The following is a 21,668-nucleotide window of genomic DNA, read 5'->3' as shown; positions in this document are numbered from 1 at the left end:
TAACCCCCTACGAACGCTCGCTTTCTCGCGTTGCAATGTCAATCATTCACCGCAGGAGGACATGCAATGCGCAACCACACCAATCCCACCTTTTCCCCCGACGGTTCCGGCAGCGGCTACGGCGCTTCGCCCGGGCGTTTCGACGGGATCCGGCGCGACTATACGCCGGCCGATGTCGAGCGGCTCTCAGGTTCGTTCAGGATCCGCCATACGCTGGCCGAGATGGGTGCTGAGCGGCTGTGGCGGCTGCTGCACAGCGAGCCCTTCGTGCCGACGCTCGGCGCGCTGACGGGCAACCAGGCGCTGCAGCAGGTGAAGGCCGGGCTGAAGGCGATCTATCTCTCCGGCTGGCAGGTGGCGGCGGACGCGAACTCGAATGGGGAGATGTACCCGGACCAGTCCCTCTATTCCGTGGACTCCGTGCCGAAGGTGATCCGCCGGATCAACGCCGCGCTTCGCCGCGCGGACCAGATCGCGACGCAGGAGGGCGGCGACACCACCCATTGGATGGCGCCGATCATCGCCGATGCCGAGGCCGGCTTCGGCGGGCCGCTGAACGCCTATGAGCTGATGCGCGCGATGATCGAGGCCGGCGCCGCAGGCGTCCACTTCGAGGACCAGCTCGCTTCCGAGAAGAAGTGCGGGCATCTCGGCGGCAAGGTGCTGGTGCCGATCTCCCAGCACATCCGCACGCTCAATGCCGCGCGCCTCGCGGCCGACGTGGAAGGCGTGCCGACGGTGCTGCTGTGCCGCACGGATGCCGAGAGCGCGCAGCTTCTGACGAGCGACGTGGACGAGCGCGACCGGCCGTTCATCACCGGCGAGCGCACGCCGGAGGGCTTCTTCCGCATCCGCCCCGGCTGCGGGAAGGAGTACGCGATCGCACGCGGCCTGGCTTACGCGCCCTATGCCGACCTGCTTTGGTGGGAGACCTCCGACCCCGACCTCGAGGACGCGCGCCGCTTCGCGGAGGCGATCCACAAGGAGTTCCCGGGCAAGCTGCTCGCCTACAACTGCTCGCCGAGCTTTAATTGGAAGCGCAAGATGGGCGAGGAGGCGGCGGCCCGGTTCCAGGCCGAGATCGCGGCGATGGGCTACAAGTTCCAGTTCATCACGCTCGCCGGCTTCCACAGCCTGAACCACTCGATGTTCACGCTCGCCAAGGGCTACCGGGAGCGCGGCATGGCCGCCTATTCCGAACTGCAGCAGGCGGAGTTCGCGTCCGAGTCCGACGGCTACACCGCGACGCGCCACCAGCGCGAGGTGGGAGTGGGCTACTTCGACGCGGTGGCGACGGCTGCGAGCGGCGGACAGTCCTCCACCACCGCACTGAAGACCTCGACCGAGGCGGCGCAGTTCCACGACGCGCCCAAGGAGGGATGGGGCCCGACGCCCCGCATCGGGGGCGAGCCGGTGGACCACGACGACGGGCTGGTCCACGAGCACGGCTGGGCCTGCGGGGAACGCGGCGCGCCGGCCATGGCGAAGTAGGGGCGTCGCTCGCGGCCCTGGAGAGGGCGCTGCCCTCTCCAGACCTCTCCCGCCAGGGGCATGAGGCCCCTGGACCCGCATCTGGCTGTCGCGGATGCGATAATGAAGGGTCGGTTCTTTCCTGGCGCCCTTCCCGTGCTGCCGGTGCTCCTCAGGTTCGTGACCCGAGGCGCACCGGCAGCCCAGTATTCCAAACTCGAAGAAAAAGATGATGGTGAGGGGGCGGGGGAGGGGAAGAATTCCTTCCTCCTCCTCCCCGGGCTCCCCGCGATGTCAGTCCCGCGCCCAGCGGATGGAGGCCAGGGCCAGCGCTTCGATCGTGTCGATCACCGGAAACGCCTGGGCTGGTCCGGCGGCGATGCCGAGGGGAATTTCGGTACAGCCGAGCACCACGGCGCGGGCGCCGCGGGCGGCGAGAGCCTGGGCGGCCTCGGCCAGGGGGGCATGGGAGTCGGCCACGCGATTGGCCTTCACCAGCGCGATGCCGGGGGTGACGAGGCGGGCCATTTCCTCCTCGGTCGGGATCGAGACCTCCCAGCCGCCGGCGCGCAAGCCGTCCTGGAAGAGGTTCATGGCGAGGGTGGCGGCGGTGCCCATGACGCCGATGGGGCCGGGGCCGATGCCCCGGCGGCGAAGGGCCTCGGCGGCGGCGTCCACGATATGGAGGATGGGCAGGCGGGTCGCGGCGCGCATGCCGTCGATCCAGCCATGGGCGGTGTTGCAGGGGATCGCGATGGCCCCGCAGCCGGCGGCCTCCAGGCCCCGGATGCCGCGGATGAGGGCGGGCAGGGGGTCGGGGCCATGGCCCTGGCGGGCCGCGGTGCGGTCCGGCACGCGGGGGTCGGACCAGAGCACGGCGGGGATGTGGTCCTGGTCGCGCTCGGCGGGGGTGAGGAGGGTGAGCTGGCGCATGAACTCGGCGCTGGCCAGCGGGCCCATGCCACCGAGGACGCCGAGGATTCGGTTGGTCATGCGGGGACCTCCTTAGGAAAGCCCGTCCCAGATGAGCTTCGCGCCAGTGATGGCGAGCAGGACGTAGACGATGTTGTAGAAGAGGCGGTCGCTGATGCGGCTCTGCAGCCAGATGCCGAGGTTCACGCCGATGGGCGCAGCGGGGATGAGCACGAGGCTGGTGAGGATGTTCGTCGTGTCCAGCAGGCCAAGGCCCCAATAGGGCACCAGCTTCGCGTAGTTCATCACCCCGAAGAACACCGTGGTAGTGGCGGCGAGCGAGGCGCGGTCGAGCTTCAGCGGGTAGAGATAGATGGCGAGCGGCGGGCCGCCGGTGTGGGCGACGGTGCTCGCGAAGCCCGAGGCGGTGCCCCAGAACCAGGCCTTGCCCTGGTTTGGCGGCTCGGGCGCGGGCGAGGCGCCGCGGAAGCGCTGCCAGAGGCTGCGGGCGAGGAAGACGAGGGTAATGCCGCCGAGCAAGAGGCTCATCCCCCGCGCGGGGATGAGGCCGAAGGCGAGGATGCCGAGCACGAGGCCGAGGAGGCCGGCGGGGAGGATGGCCCGCATCTCCCGCGCGCTCCACTTGCCCCACCAGGCCCGCAGCCCCGCGACATCCATCACGCAGAGGACGGGGAGCGAGATTCCAATGGCTTGGGGGGCGGGAACGGCCAGTGCCATGAGCGGGACGGCGACATTACCCGCACCGGAGGCGAAGCCACCCTTGCTGATCCCGTTGAGGATGAAGCCGGGGATGGCGAGGGCGTAGAACAGAGGATCGGTGAGCAGGGGCACGCGGAGATGATGCGCCCGGCGCGTGCTTCACGCCAAGCACCCCCCTGACAGGGGCGGCGTTCGGGCCTAGAGCCTCCGCCACGCGGCGTGATCCGCGGATCAGCGCCGCCGGGTCCTGCCCGCGGACGAGCAGGATACCCCCATGGAACATATGCAGGATCCCGTCTGGATTGCCGCGCTGGCGGCGGTGATGGCGGCGACGGGGCTGGTCTCCGGCACGCTGGCGGGGTTGCTGGGGGTGGGCGGGGGCATCGTGATCGTGCCCGTGCTGTTCAACGTCTTCCCGTTCCTGGCGATCCCCGAGGCCATTCAGATGAAGTTGGCGGTGGGCACGTCGCTCGCGACGATCATCCCGACCTCCATCCAGTCGGCGCGCAAGCACTATGCACGGGGGGCGATGGACGTGCCGCTGCTGAAGGCGATGATTCCTTCCTTGGTGGTGGGCGTGCTGGCGGGGACCCTCATCGCGATCTGGGTGAAGGGTTCCACGCTGACGGCGGTGTTCGCCGCGATCGCGCTGCTGGTCGCGATCAACATGGGCTTCACGGGCGTGGACTCGCGGCTGCGGGAGAGCTTCCCGAAGGGGATCCTGCGGCAGGTGCTCGGCTTCTTCATCGGCGGCGTCTCCGCAATGATGGGGATTGGGGGCGGGACGGTCGGCGTGCCGTTGCTGAACCTGTTCGGCACGCCGATCCGCTCGGCCGTCGCGACCGCCTCGGCCTTCGGCATCGTGATCTCGATCCCGGCCGCGATCGGCTTCGTCTATGCGGGCTGGGGGAACCCGCTGTTGCCGCCGGCAAGCATCGGCTACGTGAACCTCATCGGCTGCCTGCTGATCGTGCCGACCTCCATGCTGGCGACGCCCTGGGGGGTGCATCTGGCGCACACCATCCCGCCGTTGGCGTTGAAGCGGGCCTTCGCGGTGTTCCTGGGCATCACGGCCGTGCGGATGATCTACTCGCTGGTGACCTGAACCCGCCCTTGCCATCGGCGTCCGGACAGGCTTGAACCCGCCCCCTTTTCCTGGCGGGGAGCCCGGCCTTGCGACCTGTCATCGGCATCGACTTCGGCACAACCAACAGCGTCGTCACCGCCCTGCACCCGGACGGAGAGGTGGTGACGCTGCGCCACGACACGGGAGAGGTGTTCCGCTCCGTTCTCTGCTTCTGGTCCGACCCGGTGGGCGGGGCGGCGCGGCACGCGGCGGGGCCGCGGGCGATCGAAGCCTATCTGGAGGAGCCTCTCGCCAGCCGGCTGGTGATGTCCATGAAGAGCTACCTGGCGCAGCGGAGCTTCGTGGAGACGCGCATCCTCGGGCGGCGCTTCACGCTGGAGGCGCTGATCGCCCTCTTCCTGCAGGAGCTGCTCGCGCCCTTCGGGACGGAGATGGCGGGGGCGCGGGTGGTGGTGGGGCGGCCCGTGCGCTTCGTGGGGGATCGCGCCGACGACGATTTCGGCGAGGCCCGGCTGCGGGCCGCCTTCGCCGCCGCGGGGTTGCCCGGGCTGGAGGTGGCGCTGGAGCCGGCTGCGGCGGGGCAGCGCTTCGCGGGCGGGATCGAGCGGCCGGAGACGGTGCTCGTCGGGGATTTCGGCGGCGGGACGAGCGACTTCTCGGTGTTGCGCTTCGAGCCAGGAGACGCGGCCGGCCATTCGCGGCGCTTGACCGCGCTGGGCCACGCGGGGGTAGGGCTGGCGGGCGATGCCTTCGACATGCGGATCATTGACCGGGTGATCTCCCCCCTTTTGGGCAAGGGGGGCGAGTACCGAGTGATGGGCAAGCCGCTGCCGATCCCGCCCGGCTGGTACGCAAGCTTCGCGCGCTGGCACCAGCTTCCCCTGATGCGCGGTCCGAAGACGCTGCGCGAGATCGCGGAGGTGGCGCGGACGGCCGATCACCCGGAGCAGCTGGGCTACCTGATCCGGCTGATCGAGGACGAGGCGGGCTATGCCCTCTACCGTGCAGTGTCTTCGGCCAAAGCGTCGCTCTCCTCCGAGGAGCGGACGGTGCTGCGCTTCCGGCACGAGGACTTCGCAGTGGAGGCGCCGATCGAGCGGGCCGATTTCGAGGCCTGGATCGCGCCGGACCTCAAGCGGATGGAGGCGGCGGTGGAGGCGGCGCTGCTCGACTCGGGGGTGCCGGCGGAGGGCGTGGACCGCGTATTCCTCACGGGCGGAACCTCCCTCGTGCCGGCGGTGCGGACCATCTTCGCGCGGCGCTTCGGGGAGGAGCGGGTCTTCGGCGGCGGCGAGTTCGTCTCGGTGGCCGAAGGGCTGGCTCTGATGGGGCGCGGGGCGGGTTAGCGCGTTCGGGCGCCGCGCATGTAGCGGCGCTCGGGCTTGTAGCGGAGGCGGCGGAGGATAAGGATCAGGCGTTCCAGCATCGAGCGGTCTCCTGCGGGCGGAACGATCCTGTTGCGAATGGGTTTCTGAGGGCTGAACGGTGGTCGGAAGCGCGCGGGGCGGTTGACCCATGGCCGCCCTGCCCATATACCGCCGCCTCCCTCGGGGACGGCCTTGTCGCCCCGCCCCTCGACGTGTGACCAGGTCAGACCATGAAGATCCGCAACTCGCTCAAGACTGCCAAGGTTCGCGACAAGAACTGCGTGCTCGTCCGCCGCCGCGGCCGCATGTACGTGATCAACAAGAAGAACCCCCGCCTGAAGGCCCGCCAGGGCTGAGAGGGGCGCCGCGGCTGCAGCCGCGGGCGGTTCTACCGAATTGCGATCCTCCGTCGGACAACCCGTCCGGCGGATTTTCGTGCTTCTGCGCCGGCTTGCGGGACCGCGCGGGACGCCCAACCTGCTGAGGCTGGAGGCGTGGGAACACCGGCGCCGAGAACGAAGAGGCACGCACATGATTGCCCTGCCCCCGCCGAAGCCCGAGGTGCTCGCCCGCCGCGAGGAGATCGTGGCGGGGCTCAGGGCGCTGGTGCCGGGCGAAGGCGTGATCGCGGAGACGCTGCGCCTCCGGCCCTACGAGACGGACGGGCTCTCGGCCTACCGGCAGCCGCCGCTGGCGGTGGTGCTGCCCACCTCGACCGAGCAGGTCGCGGCCGTGCTGCGCTTCCTCCACGAGAACGACGTGCGGGTGGTGCCGCGAGGCGCCGGAACGAGCCTTTCGGGCGGGGCGCTGCCGCTGGCCGATGCCGTGGTGGTCGGGTTGATGCGGATGAACCGGATCCTCGACGTCTCCTTCCCCGACCGGCTGGCGGTGGTGGAGGCGGGGGTGACTAACCTCGGCATCACCAAGGCCGTGGAGGGGGAGGGGTTCTTCTACGCGCCCGATCCTTCCAGCCAACTCGCCTGCATGATCGGCGGGAACGTCATGATGAACTCGGGCGGGGCGCACTGCCTGAAATACGGCGTGACCGCGAACAACCTGCTCGGCGTGAAGTTCGTGACGATCGAGGGTGAGGTGATCGAGGTGGGCGGCGGGCATCTCGACGCTGCCGGCTATGACTGGCTGGGGCTGATCACGGGCAGCGAGGGACAACTCGGCCTCGTCACCGAGGTGACGGTGCGGATCCTGCGCGCCGCGGAGGGGCAGCGGGCGATGCTGGCGGCTTTCCGCTCCACGGAGGTCGCGGGGGCGGCGGTAGACGCCATCATGGCCTCCGGCGTGATCCCCGTAGCGCTGGAGTTCATGGACAAGCCCTGCATTCACGCCTGCGAGGCCTTTGCCCATGCCGGCTACCCGCTGGACGCGGAGGCGATGCTGATCATCGAGGTGGAGGGCAGCGGCGAGGAGCAGGACGCGCTGCTCGGGCGCATCCGCGAGATCTGCGAGCGCTTCGACCCCATCAGCATGCGGGTTGCGGCGAGCGCCGAGGAGTCGATGGCCATCTGGAAGGGCCGCAAGGGCGCCTTCGGGGCCGTGGGCCGGATCAGCCCCGACTATCTCTGCATGGACGGCACCATCCCGACGAGCGAGCTGCCGTATGTGCTCCGGCGGATTGGGGAGATGAGCGCGGCCTGCGGGCTGGGCGTCGCGAATGTCTTCCACGCGGGGGACGGGAACCTGCATCCGCTGATCATGTTCGACGCAAACGACCCAGAGAGCTTCGCCAAGGCCGAGGCCTTTGGGGCGGACATCCTGAAGCTCTGCGTGGAGGTCGGCGGCTGCCTGACCGGGGAGCACGGGGTGGGCGTGGAGAAGCGCGACCTGATGGGCGTGCAGTTCACCCGGCCGGAGCTGCAGCAGCAGCGACGGGTGAAGGAGGCCTTCGATCCGGAATGGCTGCTGAACCCGGCGAAGGTGTTTCCGCTGGAGGGAGCGCTGGCACCGCCCGCGCATTAGGGGCGGGCGCGTTGTCGCGCGCGCGGCTTGCGCCGGGCTGCGCGATGGGCGAGGCCTCTGCGTGGCGGGGACGGGCCGGTCCGGCCTGGCCGGGGTTCGGGGGCGGAATACGATGAGCGGGGAAGGGTCCAGGATCGCGCCGGCCGACGAGGCCGGGGTTTCGGCTGCCGTGGTCGCGGCCCATGCCGAAGGGGTGCCGCTGGCGGTTGAGGGGCGCGGCACCAAGGCCGCCATGCTGCGGCCGGTGCAGGCGGCGCGGACGCTCTCGCTGCGCGCCGTCTCGGGCATCACCTTCTACAAGCCCGAGGAGATGGTCATCAGCGCGCGCGCCGGAACGCCGCTGGAGGAGATCGAGGCGGCGCTGGCGGAGCGGCGCCAAAGGATCGTAGCGGAGCCGCCGGACCTCGGCGCGCTGCTGGGCGCCACCGGGGGCGGGAAGGGCAGCATCGGCGGGGTGGTGGCCTGCAACCTCTCGGGTCCGCGGCGCGTGGCCGGCTTCGCGACGCGCGACCTGGTGCTCGGCCTGCGCTTCGTGAACGGGGAGGGCGAGGTGCTTCGCTCGGGCGGGCGGGTGCACAAGAACGTCACGGGACTTGACCTCTGCAAGCTGCTCTCGGGCAGTCACGGGACGCTGGCGGTGATCACGGAGGTGACGCTGAAGGTGGGGCCAGCGCCGGAGCGGACGGCGACGCTGGTGCTGCCGGTGGCCGACGAGGCAGCGGGGGTGGTGGCACTCTCCGCCGGGCTGACGAGCCCTTTCGGCGTGACGGGGGCGGCGATGCTGCCGGAAGGAGTCTCCGCGAACGGGGTAATGGGGCCCGTCGCCCTGCTGCGCCTGGAGGATGTGGAGGCCTCCGTGCGCTACCGGATGGAGCGGCTGCGGGCGGCGCTGCCGGGCGGGCGCGTGCTGGAGGGCGACGAGTCACGGGCGCTGTGGCGCGCGGTTCGGGACGCAGCACCGCTGGCGGTGGCGCAGGGGGAGGCCGTGTGGCGCCTCTCCGTCCGGCCCTCCCGGGCGTCCGCGGCGGTGGCCGCGCTGCGCAGCATCGGGGCGCGGGTGATGCTTGACTGGGGCGGCGGGCTGGTCTGGGTGGCCGGCGCGGCGACGTCGGCGGTGCATGAGGCGGTAATGGAGACGGCGCGGCGGGCGGGCGGCACCTTTACCCTCTTCCGCGCCCCCGACCCGATGCGCGTCTCGGTGCCCGTGATTCCCGATGAGGTGCCGGCGTTGGCCGCCCTCTCGGCGCGGGTGAAGGCGGCGCTGGATCCGGGCGGGCGGCTGAACCCGGGGCGGATGCGCGCGGGGGGCTGAGGGCCGGCGCCTTGCGTGGCGCTGCCCCACACACGATCACGCCATTATCACGGCTCCTGGCCTGTTCCGTATCGAAAGGCCGGTTCAACATCGATCCCATTACCCTCGGAGAGATAAAGATGATGCGGTCAGCCTTGCTGCGCCGGGGCCTCCTGGCCCTTGGCCTCCTTGTCGGCGGCCTGGCCGCCCCGCCGGTGCGGGCCCAGAACAGCGATCCGAGCTTCAACGTGGTCAACCGCTCCGGCCGGACGATCCAGGAACTCTACGTCTCCTCGGCGCAGGTGAATTCCTGGGGGCAGGACCTGCTGGGTCAGAACGTGCTCGACAATGGGCGCTCCTTCCCCGTGCGGCTGCCGAGCGGGCAGTGCGTGAACGATATTCGCGTGGTCTATGATGGCGGGCAGTCAGAGGAGCGGCGCGCGATCGATACCTGCCCGCTGAACGAGGTGGTCTTCGGCCAGGGGTCCGGCGCGCCCGGTGGGTCCGGCAAGGGAGGCGCGCAGGCGGCGGGGCGCACAGGCAATCCCTCCTTCAACCTCGTGAACCGGACGCGCAAGACGATCCAGGTGCTGCGGGCCTCGCCGAGTTCGCAGAGCAGCTGGGGCGACGACCGGCTGGGTGACGCCGTAGTGGCGCCGGGCGGGACCTTTGCCATCCGCCTGCCGGCCGGCGAGTGCAACTACGACATCCGCGTGGAGTACGACGACCGCTCGGCCGAGGAGCGGCGGGCCGTGGACCTCTGCAACGTCTCCAGCGTGACCTTTCCCTGACGCAGACGGGCCAGGCTGAGCTGCCCAGTCCTGGCTTGGTTCTTGCAAAACCTGACCCGGAAACGAGGGGCGGCTGGCCGCCCCCTTCTCTGAGGGCAGAGCATGAGTCAGACGATTGGCCGGCGCGCGGCGCTGGGCCTCGGCGCCGGACTGCTGGCGGCGCCGAGGCTTTCCCTGGCGCAGGCGCCGCACAAGCTGCGCTTCACCCTCGATTGGGTAATCCACGGCGGCTACTCCTTCGCCGTCGCGGCGGAGCGGGGCGGGCTGTTCCGCAAGTACAACCTCGAGATGCCGATCAACCGCGGCTACGGCTCGGGGCGCGTGCCCGTGGATATCGCGGCCGGTACCTACGACATCGGCTTCGGCGACCTGACCTCGCAGCTGCGCTTCATGGCGGAGAACCCGGACCGCGGGCTCGTCTGTGTCGGCGTGCTCTATGACCGCTCGCCGCTCTCGGCCACGGTGCGAGCGGATGGGCCGATCCGCGAGCCGAAGGCGCTGAACGGCAAGACGCTGGCGGCGCCCGAATTCGACGGCGGACGGCAGATCTTCCCCGTCTTCGCGAATGCGGCCGGGATCGACCTTGGCTCGATCAACTGGATGAGCGTCTCGCCCGAGCTGCGCGAGCCGATGCTCGTGCAGAAGCGCGCCGATGGGATCACGGGCTTCATCACCTCCACCGCCATGTCGCTGAAGGCGCTGGGCATGGACCGGCCGCAGCAGCGCGTCTTCTACTACCGGGATCACGGGCTCGACTTCTACGGCTCGGGCATCGTCACCACGCGGGCAATCCTGCGGGAGAAGCCGGAGGCGGTGCGCGCGGCGGTTGGTGCGCTGACCGAGGGGATGATCTGGGCCTACAAGAACCCGAACGAGGCTATCGTCGCGCTGAAGGCGCGCGAGCCGCTGACGGACGTGGCGATCGAGACGGAGCGGCAGCAGATCTCCTTCGACGAGATGATGCTGTCGGACAAGGTGCGGCAGCACGGGCTCTCCTTCGTGGAGGCGGACCGGCTGAAACGGCAGATCGACGCCACGGTGGAGACCTTCAAGCTGCCGAACCGTCCGACGCCGGAAATGGCCTATACGGACGAGTTTCTGCCGCCTCGGGCGGTGCGGATGCTCTGAGCGGGCAGATCTTGTGACTCTGGGGAGAGAAAGAAGGAGTTCTTCCTCTCCCCAGACCCCTCTCATCATCTTTTTCTTCGAGTTCGGAATGCTTTGTGTCCGGTGCGCCTCGGGTCATAGACCCGAGGCGACCGCACACGCAGAAAGGGGGCCAGGAAAGAGCCGGTCCCTAACCATTGCATCCGCGGCAGCCAGATGGGGATCCAAGGGCCTCAGGCCCTTGGCGGGAGAGGTTCGGAGAGGGCGGCGCCCTCTCCGAGGCCGCAAGAGCGGAAAACCGGGGACTTCCTTCTCCCCGCGATCCGCCGAAGGATGATCCGACCGGAGGGTTGAAGCATGGAACGAATTGGGATCGTCGGCGGCGGGGTCGGTGGTCTGACGGCCGCGATCGCCCTGCGGCAAGCGGGGCACGAAGTAGTGGTGTTCGAGCAGGCCGCGCGCTTCGGGCGTGTTGGGGCCGACATCAACCTGACGCCGAATGCGGTGCGCGCGCTCGACGGGATCGGGGTTGGCACGGCGCTGCGGGAACACGGCGCGCGGCCGGTCGCGCGGGTGAGCCGCACCTACGACACGGGGGAGGAGACCTCGCGCCTGCCGATGTCGGACGAGGCGGAGGCGAAATACGGCGCGCCGCAGCTCACGCTGCACCGGGCGGACCTGCTGGTAGCGCTGGAGGCGGCGCTGCCGGCGGATTGCGTGCGGCTGGGGCGGCGGGTGGCTTCGTTGGAGGAGGTCAGGGAAGGAGTGCGCGTCCTGTTCGAGGACGGGAGTGCGGAGGAGGTCTCGGCGCTGGTAGGGGCCGATGGCATCCACTCTGCGGTGCGGACGGCGCTGTTCGGAGAGGAGACACCGCGCTTCACGGGTGTTGTCGCCTATCGTGCCGTGGTGCCGCGAGCGGGGCTGGACCTGCCGGGGCTCGACCAGTTCACCAAGTGGTGGGGGCCGAACCCTTCCAGCCAGATCGTGACCTTCCCGATCAGCGCGGGGCGGGACGTGTTCATCTTCGCGACCACGCCGCAGGAGAGCTGGCGTGAGGAGAGCTGGACCCTGCCGGGGAGCGTTGAGGAACTACGTGCGGCGTATGCGGATTATCACCCAGAGGCGCGGGCGCTGCTCGGGGCCTGCGACAGCGTGCTGAAGACGGCGCTGTACGAGCGCGATCCGCTGCCCAGCTGGTCGCGCGGGCGGGTGACGCTGCTCGGCGATGCCTGCCACCCGATGCTGCCCTTCATGGCGCAGGGCGCGGGCCAGGCGGTGGAGGATGCAATCGTGCTGGCGCGCTGCCTCTCGGGCAGGGAGGACGTGCCGGCGGCGCTGCGCCGCTACGAGGCACTGCGGCAGGAGCGCACGGCACGGATTCAGATCGGCTCCCGCGGGAACAACTGGCTGCGGGCGGGTGGGAACGGCGACTGGGTCTATGGCTACGACGCCTGGGCGGTGCCGCTGGAAGGGGTGCCATTGGGGGAGCCCGAGACGGAGCTGCCGCACGGGGCGGCGGCGGACGTGGCATGACGCCGCGACGCGTCGAGGCGGGCGCTCTCGCCGTCGCTTACGAGGAGAGCGGCGATCCCGGCGGTTGGCCCGTGCTGCTGATGCACGGCTTTCCTTATGACGCGCGGGCCTATGACGAGGTGGTGCCGCATCTTACGGCGGCGGGCGCGCGGGTGATCGTGCCCTGGCTGCGCGGCTATGGCGGGACGCGGTTCCGCGCCGACGCGACGCCGCGCTCGGGGGAACAGGGAGCGCTCGGTCAGGATCTGCTGAACCTGCTGGACGCGCTGGGCATCGGGCGCGTGGTGCTGACGGGCTATGACTGGGGTGGGCGCGCGGCCTGCGTCGTTGCGGCGCTCTGGCCAGAGCGTGTGGCGGGGCTGGTTTCCCAGAACGGCTACAACATCCAGGACATCGCCCATGCGATGGAGCCGATCGCGCCCGAGGACGAGCACCGGCTCTGGTACCAGTACCTGTTCCACACCGAGCGTGGACGGGCCGGGCTGGAGCGGGACCGGCGCGGGCTCTGCCGGCTGCTATGGCGGCTGTGGTCGCCGGAATGGAGTTTCGACGAGGCGACGTTCGAGCGCACGGCGGCGAGCTTCGACAACCCGGACTTCGTGGAGGTGGTGATCCACTCCTACCGGCACCGCTTCGGCCTCGTGGCGGGCGATCCGGCGGTGGCGGAGGTGGAGCGGCGGCTTGCGTTGCGGCCGGCGATCACGGTGCCGGCCATCACGCTCGACGGCGACGCGGACGGGGTTCTGGCGGGCGGTGGCACGGCCGGGCACGCGCGGCACTTCGCGGGGCCGTACGAGCACCGGGTGCTGCGCGGAGGCGGGCACAACCTGCCGCAGGAGCGGCCGGCGGAGTTCGCCGCGGCGGTGCTGGATGTCCGGCGCCTGTCGGCGCCGCGCCATCCCACCGCGGATGCTCCGCCGGAGTAGCTCCCGTCAGCACCGAGCCTGCGTCCGGCCGATCAGCCGCTCCAACTCCGTACGATTATGGTGACGGCCACGCCGGCCAGGGCCAGGCCGGCGACCCTGTTCATCAGCCCGAGGATTCGCGCTGTCACACGATCTCGAAGCAGGGATATTCCCCCACTCAGGACGCACCACCAGCCGAGGGAGCCGACGAAGACGCCCGCGATCAGCAGCGGTGCCGAGGCCACTGCTCCCCGCCCGAGAAGGAGCGGGGCCGCCGCGGCGAAGAGCAGCGGCGTGGCCGGATTGAGGAAGCCCAAGCCGACGGCACCGCAGTAGGAGGACAGGAGGGAACAGGGTGCGGCGGGCGCCACCGCCTTGATCGCGCTCCGCCGCAGCACCCTGATTGCGAAAAGGAGAAGCACGAGGCCGGAGGTGATCGGAACAAGCTCCATGCAGAGCCATCTCTGCGCGAGCCCGATCCCGCCCGCGACGGCCAGCGTGCCGTAGAAGAGATGCACCGTTGCCACGCCGCAGCCCGTCGCAATGCCGCGCGCGATGCCCGTCGTGAGGGTGCGCTCGATGCACAGAAGGCTGCTCGGCCCGATCGGCGCCGCGATCGACAGGCCGACCCCGGCGCCCAGCAGCAGGGAGGAGATCACCGCGCTCACCGCCGGCATCCTTCGCCCAGGCCGCCGGCGCGGGCAGTGGGGAACAGCAAGCCGGGCGACGACGCGCGGCTCCCCTGTCCAGCGGCATCCCCAGTCCCGGTCATTCGTCCCACCCCGAGCTATCACTCGATAAAAGACCAGGGGTGGAGGCGATCTATTCGTGACCAGTCAGTTTTTCGGCAGCTTTCCGGGACGCTTATCATCAGCGCCACAGGCTCGCGAACTCGGCCAGCTCGCGGGCATTCAGGTCGGAGACGGCCCAGAAGATCATGCCGTTCGCCCACCAGTGGATGTAGTTGTAGCCCTCGCGGGTTCCTGTAGCGCCTGCCGTGCTCTCGTCCGGTTCGGCTGGCCAGACGAAGAGATCGATGATGTGTTCCCGCCGCTTGTAGACGAGGGCGGCGGCCGCGTTGCCGGGTACGTGGTCGAGGCGCGCGCCCACGAGCGGGAAGCCCTTGGCGGCCAGATCCTGAACGGGCGGCGCGAAGGGGAGCCGCCCGGCAAACCACGGTTTCACCGTGTGCTGGTCAGTGGAGACGACATCGAGAAGATGCTGGGGCTGGAGCGCGCGGATGTGGGACGCCACGATGAAATCGGGGTTGATGCCGGGCCCCGCGTCCCGGATGGGCAGCAGGCTGAGGAAGGCCACGCCCGCGGCCAGGGCGCCCGCCGCGAGCGCTCCCGTCGACCAGCGGCGCAGCGACCGCGGACGTCCTACCTCGCTGGCGCCGACCCTCTTCCGCACAGCCTCCCGCAGGTGTCCTGGGGCGCGGTGGCGCGGGACATCCCGGCGCAACGCGCCCGACAGCGCGATGAGCCGGGTCTGAAGTTCCGCGCAGGCGGGGCAGGTTCCCAGATGCGCGGCGACGCGCGCGGATTCGGCTGCCTGCAATTCACCGTCCACGTCCGCCTGCATCAGCAGCCTTATCTCGTCGCAGGATTCACCGCTCTTCACCGGCTGCTCCTTCCTGGACGAGGAGGGCGCGACGGGCGCGCCAAAGACGGGACATCACCGTCCCGATGGGTACTCCGGTGACCTGGGCGATTTCTTTGTAGGAGAGCTCCTCAAGTTCCTTCAGCACGATGCATTCTCGCAGCTCGATCGGCAGGGCCGCCAGCGCTTGCTCGAGGCGCGCCGCATCCTCAAGCCTCGATAGTGCCGCGTCCGGGCCCTCTCCTGTGTCCGGAAGGTTCCGCACCATGTCACCGTCGAGCCCCTGGCCCTGCTCCGCGGCTTGTCCGCCTTGCCGGCGCGCGGCGAGCATCGTGTAGGCGGTGTTGCGTACGATGCGCATGAGCCAGGCACGCCCATCCTCGCCGCGGAAGGATGCGAAGTAGCTCAGTCCCCGGAGCACCGCCTCCTGCACGACGTCCTCCGCGAAATGGGGAGCGCGCACCAGCCAGCGCGCCAGGCTGTACGCGGCGTCCAGGTGGGTCAGCACCACGTTCTCGACGCGAAGTCTGGCAGGATCCGGCACCGGCCCGGTCCTCGCCCGGCGGGACCATCTCACGCACCGGTCTCGTTGGCGGGCCGGACCCGCGCCCGGGGCCTGCCCGGAGGATCTTCCGAAAATGCCAGCAGGGACGTCCAGGGATTGGCCTGTCCTGATCGCGGCCTGTCGCTCCCCGGCCGGCGGGCGCGCAGGCGGCCGGCGGGGAACGGGCCTGCCAAGAGCACGGCCGCCCCGTTCACCGGAGGCGGTGCGGCCCGCGGGGCGCCGCTACGATCTCCCGGTCGGGTTTCGTCGCGGCCCCTGCGCTGGTCCACGCGGCGCCGCGTTCGTGAACATCGCTCGCCACGGCCAGGTCGTGCCCTTCCGAAACCGTTCATGGCCAACCTCGCTTGCCCCATCTGCAGACTAGCGTCGGCACGGTGTTATTCACGGCGGGAGCGGTTTGTTACAATTCTCTGTCCAGCGGCCTGATTTGGCCCTGCTCGAAACCGAAGATCCTGGCCGTGCATCCATTCCGTTTCAGGGAGTGCGGACCATCAGCCGCCCGCCGCGTCCTCCGGCTCGGCGAGGAGGTTCGCAAGGTCCAGGCGACGGGTGAACATGCCGAGGGAGCCGTCGGGGTTGCGCGGCCATTCCTCTCGAGGGCGATCGCGGTAGAGCTCCACGCCGTTGCCATCGGGATCGTGCAGGTAGAGCGCCTCGGAGACCCCATGGTCGGAGGCCCCGTCAAGGCGGATTCCGGCCGCGAGCACCGTGCGCAGAGCGCGGGCGAGGGAGGCGCGGTCCGGATAGAGCAGCGCCACGTGGTAAAGGCCCGTTGTGCCGGGGGCCGGTGGCGGGCCGCCCGCGCTCTCCCAGACATTGAGGGCGATGTGGTGGTGATAGCCGCCCGCGGAGAGGAAGACGGCGCCGGGATAGCGGGCGGTCTCCTCCAGCCCGATCACGTCCCGCCAGAAACCTAAGGCACGGTCGAGGTCGGAGACCTTCAGGTGCGTGTGGCCGATGGAGAGGCCGGCGGGGGCGCGCGGACGGAGGGGGACGGGAATGGTGTCGGGCATGGGCGGCTCCTTCACCCTCTTATCTGGGCCGCCGGGCGCGGGCGGTCCAATCCCCTGACCAAATGGGCGGCATGGACGGGGCGTATCGGATGCGGCGCGCGGTGGTCGGCAACGGCGCGGGGGAGCGGGCGTTCTTCGGGCTCCCCTTTCCGTTGTGGAGAACGACATGGCCCAGGATACCGATGGGGCGAGCCGGCGCGGCCTGTTGCGGGGCGGGGGGCTGACGGCGGCGGGCCTTGCCCTCGGGGCGGCCGGCGCGCCTGGCTATCCCGCGCCGACGCCGACGGACCTGGGCGGGGTGACGGAAGGGCGCATCACTTTCCCGAACTGGCGGGGGGAGGCGGACACGCCCTCGGGGCCGACGCCCAACCCGCTGCCGCCGTCCGAGCGTGTCGGCTACGCCATCATCGGCCTTGGGCGGATCAGCGTGGAGGAGGCGCTGCCGGCCTTCGGGGAAGCCAAGCAGTCGAAGCCCGTCGCGCTCGTCAGCAGCAGCCCGGAGAAGGCGCGGGAGGTGGCGCGGCGCTACGGCATCCCCGAGAGCGCCGTCCATTCCTACGAGGAGATGGAAAAGCTTCGGGACAACCCGGAGGTGAAGGCCGTCTATATCGGCCTGCCCAACGCGATGCACCGCGAATACACGGTGCGTGCAGCGGCGATCGGAAAACACGTCCTCTGCGAGAAGCCGATGGCGGCCACCGTCGAGGAAGCGGCGGAGATGGTGGCGGCCTGCGAGCGCGCGCGGGTGAAGCTGATGATCGCCTATCGCTGCCAGTACGAGCCCTATAACCGCGAGGCGATCCGCATCGTGCGCAGCGGGGAACTGGGCAAGTTGCGGTCGATCCAGGCGGTGAACACGCAGTCCCAGGGGCAGGTGGCGCAGTGGCGTTTCAACCACCGTCTGGCCGGCGGGGGCGCGCTGCCGGATATCGGGCTCTACTGCCTCAACGCCACGCGCTATCTCACCGGCGAGGAGCCGATCGATGTCTTCGCCCGCAGCTACTCGCCGCCCGGCGATCCCCGCTGGTCGGAGATCGAGGAGAGCGTGTCGTTCATGCTCCGTTACCCGTCCGGCGTGATCGCGAACTGCCTGACGCAGTATGATGCGTTCAACGACAAGTCGATGACGCTGCATTTCGAGCGCGGGACGGTCGAGATGCCCGATGCTTTCTCCTATGTCGGGCAGCGGATGTACGTGTCGCAGCGTGCGGGCAGCATGACCGCACGGACGGAGCGGACGATCGAGCACAAGAACCAGTTCGCGACGGAGATCGACCACTTCTCCGAATGCATCCGCATGGACCGCCAGCCGCACACGCCCGGAGAGGAAGGGCTGCAGGACCAGAAGTTGATGGCGGGGATCTACCGCTCCGCCCAGGAGGGGCGGCCGATCGAGATGCCGAGGCCGCTGGGGCCGACGCGCGGGCCGGACCCGTCGCAGGGCGGGTAAGGCGGGCGGCGCGGCGGCCCCGCTGGCGGGGATCGGCGGCCGCGGTTGACCGGGCAGCGGAGGGCGCGGAGAAGGGGGGGGCCCGGCCCCTTCGGCCTGGTGCGGGCGTTGGCGCCATCAACGCACGACGGGGCCGCCGTGGCCCGAGCCGGGCGCCCCTGATGTCCCCTTCCGCCGTTCCCGCCCGGGCGCTGCTGCCCTATCCGCTGATCGTGCTGGTGGGGTTCCTCTCCATCGCGCTGCCGCTGCCGGTGCTGTCCCAGCACGTGAACGAGGGGCTGGGATTCAGCCTTCTGACCGCCGGGGTGGTGATCGGGGTGCAATCCGTCGGCACGATCCTGACGCGGCAATGGGCGGGGCGGCTGGTGGACCGGGCGGGCTCCAAGCGGGCGGTGCTGCTGGGACTGCCGCTGGCAGGGCTCTCGGGACTGCTGTCCCTTCTCTCGGCGCTGCTGCCGGACCCAGTCCCGGCGCTGGCGGTGCTCGTGGTGGCGCGGCTGCTGATGGGGCCGGCGGAGAGCCTTGTCCTCGTCGGGGCAATGACCTGGGGGATTACCCGGCTCGGTGCCGCGCGCACGGGGCTGGTGATGACCTGGCAGGGGATGGCCATCTTCGTGTCCTTCGGGATCGGCGCGCCGGTCGGCCTCCTGCTGATGGGCCGGTTCGGCTTCGCCGGTGTTTCCGTGGCGATGATCGTGGTGGCGCTGCTGGGCTTGGCCCTCGTGCTGCCGCTGTCGCCGGTGGCGCCTCTCGCGCGCGGGGTGAAAACCTCGGCGCTGAGGGTGTTCGGGCTGATCTGGCGTGAGGGGGTGGTGCTCTTCCTTGGCGCAGCGCCGCAGGCACTGCTGAGCGGCTTTGTCGCGCTGCACTTCGCCAGCCGCGGTTGGGACGGGGCTGGGCTGACGCTGACGGGCTTCGGCGCCGGCGTGGTAGCCGCGCGGCTGCTTTTCGGGGGAATGCCGGATCGCATCGGTGGGCGCCGTGTCGCGCTGATCTCGCTGGGGGTGGAGGCGTTGGGGCAGGCGCTGCTCTGGGCGGCGCCAGGGCCAGTGATGGCGGTGGTGGGCGCGACGCTGAGCGGGGCGGGGATGTCGCTGATCTTCCCGGCCCTGGGGGTAGAGGCGGTGCGGCGGGTGCCTGCAGCCAGCCGCGGGCTGGCAGTGGGCAGCTTCTCGGCTTTCTTCGACGCGGCGATGGGGCTTGCCGGGCCCATCGGTGGGCTCATCGCACTGTTCGGCGGTTTCCCCGCGGTTTTCCTGGCGGGCGGGATCGCCTGCCTCACCGGAATGGCGCTGCTGCTGCGGAGCGGCAGGGCGGCGCAGGCATAGATAAGGGGCGGCGGATCGCTCCGCCGCCCCTTTCAGTTCAGCCGGCCCAAGCCGTCAGGTCACCGCCAAGCGGCGCTCGACGATCTGGGTCTTCATGTTCTTCTGCAGCTTCTCGAAGGCGCGAACCTCGATCTGCCGCACCCGCTCGCGCGAGATGTTGTACTGTTGCGAGAGTTCCTCGAGCGTCGTCGGCTCGTCCTTCAGGCGGCGCTCGATGAGAATGTGGCGCTCGCGGTCGTTCAACGTGCTGAGCGCCCCGTTGAGCAGGTCGCGGCGGTTGGACATGTCCTCGCGCTCGGCCACCTCGCTCTCCTGGCTCTCGCCCTCGTCCACCAACCAGTCCTGCCACTCACCCTCGCTGTCAGCGCGGATGGGGGAGTTGAGGCTGTTGTCCGGGCTGGCGAGGCGCCGGTTCATCGAGACCACGTCCTGCTCGGGCACCTGGAGGACGCGGGCGATCTTCTCGACCTGCTCGGGCTTGAGGTCGCCTTCCTCCAGCGCGGCCATCTGGCCCTTCAGGCGGCGCAGGTTGAAGAAGAGCTTCTTCTGGGCGGCGGTCGTGCCCATCTTCACCAACGACCAGGAGTGCAGGATGTATTCCTGAATAGCCGCGCGGATCCACCACATGGCGTAGGTGGCCAGGCGGAAGCCACGGTCGGGGTCGAAGCGCTTGACCGCCTGCATCATGCCGACGTTGCCCTCGCTGATGAGCTCACCAACGGGCAGGCCGTAGCCGCGGTAGCCCATGGCGATCTTCGCCACAAGGCGAAGGTGCGAGGTGACCAGCTTGTGGGCGGCGTTCTCGTCCTGGTTGTCGCGCCAGCGCTTGGCGAGGTTCAGCTCCTCCTCCGGCGCGAGCATCGGGAACTTGCGGATTTCCTGCAGGTAGCGGGAGAGGTTGCCTTCGGGGGCAATCGGGATCATCGAAGTGGAAGCCATAAAAGCAACTGCCTCCTGATTCAGCCGGGCTGTGCCCCCGGGAGTGGCGGGCGCGCGAACGGCTGAGCAGCGGCCCGGGGAATCCGAGCCATGCCTTCGCGCGCTGGGCCCTGAGCCCATCAAGAACGCCTGCCATCCCCCAGGTTTTCGCATCCGCGAGGGAAGAAGACGGTCGTTCCGGAAGGGGATGTTTGAGGCACCCCGCTGCGAAAGCTGTCGTGCTTGTAATCTGGACCACCGGAAAAAGCAAGAGAAACCCGACTGAAACGGTCCGGTTACATGGCGTGCCGGGCTCGTGTTCAGGCCCTGTTCACGGGCTTTCCTGCGTGTCCAGCGCCGAAATCAGGGCAGCCATGTCCGACGGGAGGGGGGTCGAGAAAGATAGGGGCTTTCCCGTGATGGGATGATTGAAGCCCAGGGACTGGGCGTGCAGCGCCTGCCGGGGGAAAGAAAGAAGGGCATCCCGCGCCGCCTGCGGAAGCAGCTTCGCGCTTCCGGGGGTGCGGCGGAGATAGACGGGGTCGCCTACCAGCGGGTGGCCGATATGGGCCATGTGGACGCGGATCTGGTGGGTACGGCCGGTAGCGAGGCGGCAGCGGAGGAGGGAACAGGCGGCGCCCCAGGCCCGCTCCGTCGCGTAGTGGGTGAGGGCATGCTTGCCACGGGCGACGACCGCCATGCGCTTGCGGTCCGCCGGGTGGCGGCCGACCGGGGCCTCCACGCTGCCGGAGACGGGGGAGGGGGTACCCCAGGCAAGCGCAAGGTAGCTGCGGTCCAGATCGCGCTCGGCGAAGGCGGTGGAGAGGGCCTGGTGGGCGGCCTCGGTCTTGGCCACGACCATGACGCCGCTCGTTTCCTTGTCGAGTCGGTGGACGATGCCCGGCCGCTTCTCGCCGCCGATGCCGGAGAGGTCCTCCCCGGCATGGGCGAGGATGGCGTTGACCAGCGTGCCGTCCTGGTGGCCCGGCGCGGGGTGGACGACGAGCCCTGCGGGCTTGTCGAGCACGATGAGGTCGCGGTCCTCGTAGAGGATGGTCAGGTCCATGGCCTGGGGCAGCGGCGTCGCGGGCTCCGGCGGCGGGACGGCGAGGGTGTAGCGGGCACCGGGGCGGAGCGATTCGGAGGGGTCGGTGGTGGTGGTGCCATCGCGCGCGGCGTGGCCTGCTTCCACCAGCGCCTTGACGCGGGAGCGCGAGAGACCGCCCATGCCGGCGAAAGCCCGGTCCAGCCGCTCGCCCGCCTGTTCGGCGGTGGCGGTGAAGGAGAGGGGCTCGGCCGGTGCGGTGGAGGGGTCTGTGCGCGCGCTCAAGGTTCTCGTCGTGGGCATGGGGGTGCTGATCGTCGTCGGCACCGTCACCCTGGTTGTGCTGGTCATTCAGCGCGCGAGCAAGGCCGTGCCCTCGGCGCCGGCTGTGGTGGCCGTGCCGGCGGGGACGCCACTTCCGGCGGGGCTGACGCTCAGCCAGCCCGCGGGAAGCCGGATCGGCGGAATCGCGCCCGGGGGCGAGGGGCGCATTGCTGTCTGGGTGCAGCGGCCGGACGGGGACCGCGTGGTGATCCTCGATACGCGCAGCGGGCAAGCAGTGGGCGAGGTCCGGCTAGGGGAGTGAGGAC

21 protein-coding genes are annotated in these 21,668 nt (G+C 70.1%); 13 read left to right on the top strand and 8 right to left on the bottom strand.

Features of this window, described 5'->3' with window-relative positions; genetic code table 11:
• The first annotated feature begins 66 nt into the window (after positions 1-66).
• On the top strand, positions 67-1,491 hold the full coding sequence (gene aceA, locus D9599_RS12400) for an isocitrate lyase (RefSeq protein WP_198381546.1): 1,425 nt from the start codon (positions 67-69) through the stop codon (positions 1,489-1,491).
• Between the two features lie 273 nt (positions 1,492-1,764).
• Here aceA and D9599_RS12395 read toward each other — a convergent pair whose 3' ends face one another.
• The gene (locus D9599_RS12395; protein WP_198381545.1) at positions 1,765-2,463 is read right to left on the bottom strand and encodes an aspartate/glutamate racemase family protein; all 699 of its coding nucleotides are present in this window, start codon (positions 2,461-2,463) and stop codon (positions 1,765-1,767) included.
• A gap of 12 nt (positions 2,464-2,475) precedes the next feature.
• Positions 2,476-3,234, bottom strand: coding sequence for a sulfite exporter TauE/SafE family protein (locus D9599_RS12390; RefSeq protein WP_198381544.1), 759 nt, complete (start codon positions 3,232-3,234; stop codon positions 2,476-2,478).
• Between the two features lie 142 nt (positions 3,235-3,376).
• Here D9599_RS12390 and D9599_RS12385 point away from each other — a divergent pair, with 142 nt between their 5' ends.
• The 9 genes from D9599_RS12385 (at position 3,377) to D9599_RS12345 (ending at position 13,178) form a co-directional block, all read left to right on the top strand.
• Entirely contained in the window at positions 3,377-4,207 is an 831-nt protein-coding gene (locus D9599_RS12385; protein WP_232480428.1) for a sulfite exporter TauE/SafE family protein, read from the top strand.
• A 68-nt stretch (positions 4,208-4,275) separates the two neighbouring features.
• Positions 4,276-5,535: an Hsp70 family protein gene (locus D9599_RS12380; protein ID WP_198381543.1), complete on the top strand. Its 1,260-nt coding sequence runs from the start codon at positions 4,276-4,278 to the stop codon at positions 5,533-5,535.
• A 251-nt stretch (positions 5,536-5,786) separates the two neighbouring features.
• Positions 5,787-5,912 carry a type B 50S ribosomal protein L36 gene (ykgO, locus tag D9599_RS12375; protein ID WP_140885440.1) on the top strand — a complete coding sequence of 42 codons (126 nt, stop codon included), beginning with the start codon at positions 5,787-5,789 and terminating at the stop codon, positions 5,910-5,912.
• A gap of 175 nt (positions 5,913-6,087) precedes the next feature.
• Complete coding sequence (locus tag D9599_RS12370; protein ID WP_198381542.1) at positions 6,088-7,530, top strand: FAD-linked oxidase C-terminal domain-containing protein; 1,443 nt, start codon at positions 6,088-6,090, stop codon at positions 7,528-7,530.
• Positions 7,531-7,642: 112 nt separating this feature from the next.
• Positions 7,643-8,842 (top strand): FAD-binding protein, encoded by a 1,200-nt coding sequence (locus tag D9599_RS12365; RefSeq protein ID WP_198381541.1) that lies wholly within the window; start codon positions 7,643-7,645, stop codon positions 8,840-8,842.
• A 119-nt stretch (positions 8,843-8,961) separates the two neighbouring features.
• Positions 8,962-9,612 carry a hypothetical protein gene (locus D9599_RS12360; protein ID WP_198381540.1) on the top strand — a complete coding sequence of 217 codons (651 nt, stop codon included), beginning with the start codon at positions 8,962-8,964 and terminating at the stop codon, positions 9,610-9,612.
• 102 nt (positions 9,613-9,714) lie between these two features.
• Complete coding sequence (locus tag D9599_RS12355; RefSeq protein ID WP_198381539.1) at positions 9,715-10,740, top strand: ABC transporter substrate-binding protein; 1,026 nt, start codon at positions 9,715-9,717, stop codon at positions 10,738-10,740.
• 336 nt (positions 10,741-11,076) lie between these two features.
• Positions 11,077-12,252 (top strand): FAD-dependent monooxygenase, encoded by a 1,176-nt coding sequence (locus D9599_RS12350; RefSeq protein WP_198381538.1) that lies wholly within the window; start codon positions 11,077-11,079, stop codon positions 12,250-12,252.
• Positions 12,249-13,178, top strand: a complete 930-nt coding sequence (locus D9599_RS12345) for an alpha/beta fold hydrolase (RefSeq protein ID WP_198381537.1) — start codon at positions 12,249-12,251, stop codon at positions 13,176-13,178. The genes D9599_RS12350 and D9599_RS12345 overlap by 4 nt, the downstream gene beginning before the upstream one ends.
• Positions 13,179-13,210: 32 nt before the next feature.
• Here the strand turns inward: D9599_RS12345 and D9599_RS12340 are convergent, their stop codons facing one another.
• The 4 genes from D9599_RS12340 to D9599_RS12325 all read right to left on the bottom strand — a co-directional run bounded on the left by D9599_RS12340 (position 13,211) and on the right by D9599_RS12325 (position 16,337).
• On the bottom strand, positions 13,211-13,825 hold the full coding sequence (locus D9599_RS12340) for a LysE family transporter (protein ID WP_198381536.1): 615 nt from the start codon (positions 13,823-13,825) through the stop codon (positions 13,211-13,213).
• A gap of 202 nt (positions 13,826-14,027) precedes the next feature.
• Positions 14,028-14,780: an anti-sigma factor gene (locus D9599_RS12335; protein ID WP_198381535.1), complete on the bottom strand. Its 753-nt coding sequence runs from the start codon at positions 14,778-14,780 to the stop codon at positions 14,028-14,030.
• Positions 14,767-15,303, bottom strand: a complete 537-nt coding sequence (locus tag D9599_RS12330; RefSeq protein ID WP_198381534.1) for a sigma-70 family RNA polymerase sigma factor — start codon at positions 15,301-15,303, stop codon at positions 14,767-14,769. The genes D9599_RS12335 and D9599_RS12330 overlap by 14 nt, the downstream gene beginning before the upstream one ends.
• Positions 15,304-15,815: 512 nt before the next feature.
• Positions 15,816-16,337, bottom strand: coding sequence for a VOC family protein (locus D9599_RS12325; RefSeq protein WP_198381533.1), 522 nt, complete (start codon positions 16,335-16,337; stop codon positions 15,816-15,818).
• Positions 16,338-16,503: 166 nt separating this feature from the next.
• Between D9599_RS12325 and D9599_RS12320 the strand changes: the two genes are divergently transcribed.
• Together D9599_RS12320 and D9599_RS12315 are read left to right on the top strand one after the other, a co-directional pair.
• The gene (locus tag D9599_RS12320; protein ID WP_198381532.1) at positions 16,504-17,787 is read left to right on the top strand and encodes a Gfo/Idh/MocA family protein; all 1,284 of its coding nucleotides are present in this window, start codon (positions 16,504-16,506) and stop codon (positions 17,785-17,787) included.
• A gap of 161 nt (positions 17,788-17,948) precedes the next feature.
• Positions 17,949-19,115: an MFS transporter gene (locus tag D9599_RS12315; RefSeq protein WP_198381531.1), complete on the top strand. Its 1,167-nt coding sequence runs from the start codon at positions 17,949-17,951 to the stop codon at positions 19,113-19,115.
• A 54-nt stretch (positions 19,116-19,169) separates the two neighbouring features.
• Here D9599_RS12315 and rpoH read toward each other — a convergent pair whose 3' ends face one another.
• Positions 19,170-20,054, bottom strand: coding sequence for an RNA polymerase sigma factor RpoH (rpoH, locus tag D9599_RS12310; RefSeq protein ID WP_198381530.1), 885 nt, complete (start codon positions 20,052-20,054; stop codon positions 19,170-19,172).
• Between the two features lie 310 nt (positions 20,055-20,364).
• Complete coding sequence (locus D9599_RS12305; RefSeq protein ID WP_198381529.1) at positions 20,365-21,381, bottom strand: RluA family pseudouridine synthase; 1,017 nt, start codon at positions 21,379-21,381, stop codon at positions 20,365-20,367.
• Between D9599_RS12305 and D9599_RS12300 the strand changes: the two genes are divergently transcribed.
• Entirely contained in the window at positions 21,350-21,664 is a 315-nt protein-coding gene (locus tag D9599_RS12300; protein ID WP_309228617.1) for a DUF6476 family protein, read from the top strand. The two genes, D9599_RS12305 and D9599_RS12300, sit on opposite strands and share 32 nt — an antisense overlap.
• The last annotated feature ends 4 nt before the right edge of the window (positions 21,665-21,668 follow it).

The organism is Roseomonas sp. KE2513, assembly GCF_016107305.1.
In the GTDB taxonomy this organism is placed as follows: domain Bacteria; phylum Pseudomonadota; class Alphaproteobacteria; order Acetobacterales; family Acetobacteraceae; genus Roseomonas.
Note: the sequence above shows the minus strand (reverse complement) of the source record. Positions and strands in the feature narration are given on the sequence as shown.

What these genes read in the sequence shown, in the direction of transcription:
- ykgO (WP_140885440.1), top strand. Translation starts at nt 5,787, where the DNA reads ATGAAGATCCGCAACTCGCTCAAGACTGCCAAGGTTCGCGACAAGAAC.
- D9599_RS12315 (WP_198381531.1), top strand. Translation starts at nt 17,949, where the DNA reads ATGTCCCCTTCCGCCGTTCCCGCCCGGGCGCTGCTGCCCTATCCGCTG.
- D9599_RS12365 (WP_198381541.1), top strand. Translation starts at nt 7,643, where the DNA reads ATGAGCGGGGAAGGGTCCAGGATCGCGCCGGCCGACGAGGCCGGGGTT.
- D9599_RS12350 (WP_198381538.1), top strand. Translation starts at nt 11,077, where the DNA reads ATGGAACGAATTGGGATCGTCGGCGGCGGGGTCGGTGGTCTGACGGCC.
- D9599_RS12370 (WP_198381542.1), top strand. Translation starts at nt 6,088, where the DNA reads ATGATTGCCCTGCCCCCGCCGAAGCCCGAGGTGCTCGCCCGCCGCGAG.
- D9599_RS12385 (WP_232480428.1), top strand. Translation starts at nt 3,377, where the DNA reads ATGGAACATATGCAGGATCCCGTCTGGATTGCCGCGCTGGCGGCGGTG.
- D9599_RS12305 (WP_198381529.1), bottom strand. Translation starts at nt 21,381, where the DNA reads ATGCCCACGACGAGAACCTTGAGCGCGCGCACAGACCCCTCCACCGCA.
- D9599_RS12325 (WP_198381533.1), bottom strand. Translation starts at nt 16,337, where the DNA reads ATGCCCGACACCATTCCCGTCCCCCTCCGTCCGCGCGCCCCCGCCGGC.
- D9599_RS12320 (WP_198381532.1), top strand. Translation starts at nt 16,504, where the DNA reads ATGGCCCAGGATACCGATGGGGCGAGCCGGCGCGGCCTGTTGCGGGGC.
- D9599_RS12355 (WP_198381539.1), top strand. Translation starts at nt 9,715, where the DNA reads ATGAGTCAGACGATTGGCCGGCGCGCGGCGCTGGGCCTCGGCGCCGGA.
- D9599_RS12345 (WP_198381537.1), top strand. Translation starts at nt 12,249, where the DNA reads ATGACGCCGCGACGCGTCGAGGCGGGCGCTCTCGCCGTCGCTTACGAG.
- D9599_RS12395 (WP_198381545.1), bottom strand. Translation starts at nt 2,463, where the DNA reads ATGACCAACCGAATCCTCGGCGTCCTCGGTGGCATGGGCCCGCTGGCC.
- aceA (WP_198381546.1), top strand. Translation starts at nt 67, where the DNA reads ATGCGCAACCACACCAATCCCACCTTTTCCCCCGACGGTTCCGGCAGC.
- D9599_RS12360 (WP_198381540.1), top strand. Translation starts at nt 8,962, where the DNA reads ATGATGCGGTCAGCCTTGCTGCGCCGGGGCCTCCTGGCCCTTGGCCTC.
- rpoH (WP_198381530.1), bottom strand. Translation starts at nt 20,054, where the DNA reads ATGGCTTCCACTTCGATGATCCCGATTGCCCCCGAAGGCAACCTCTCC.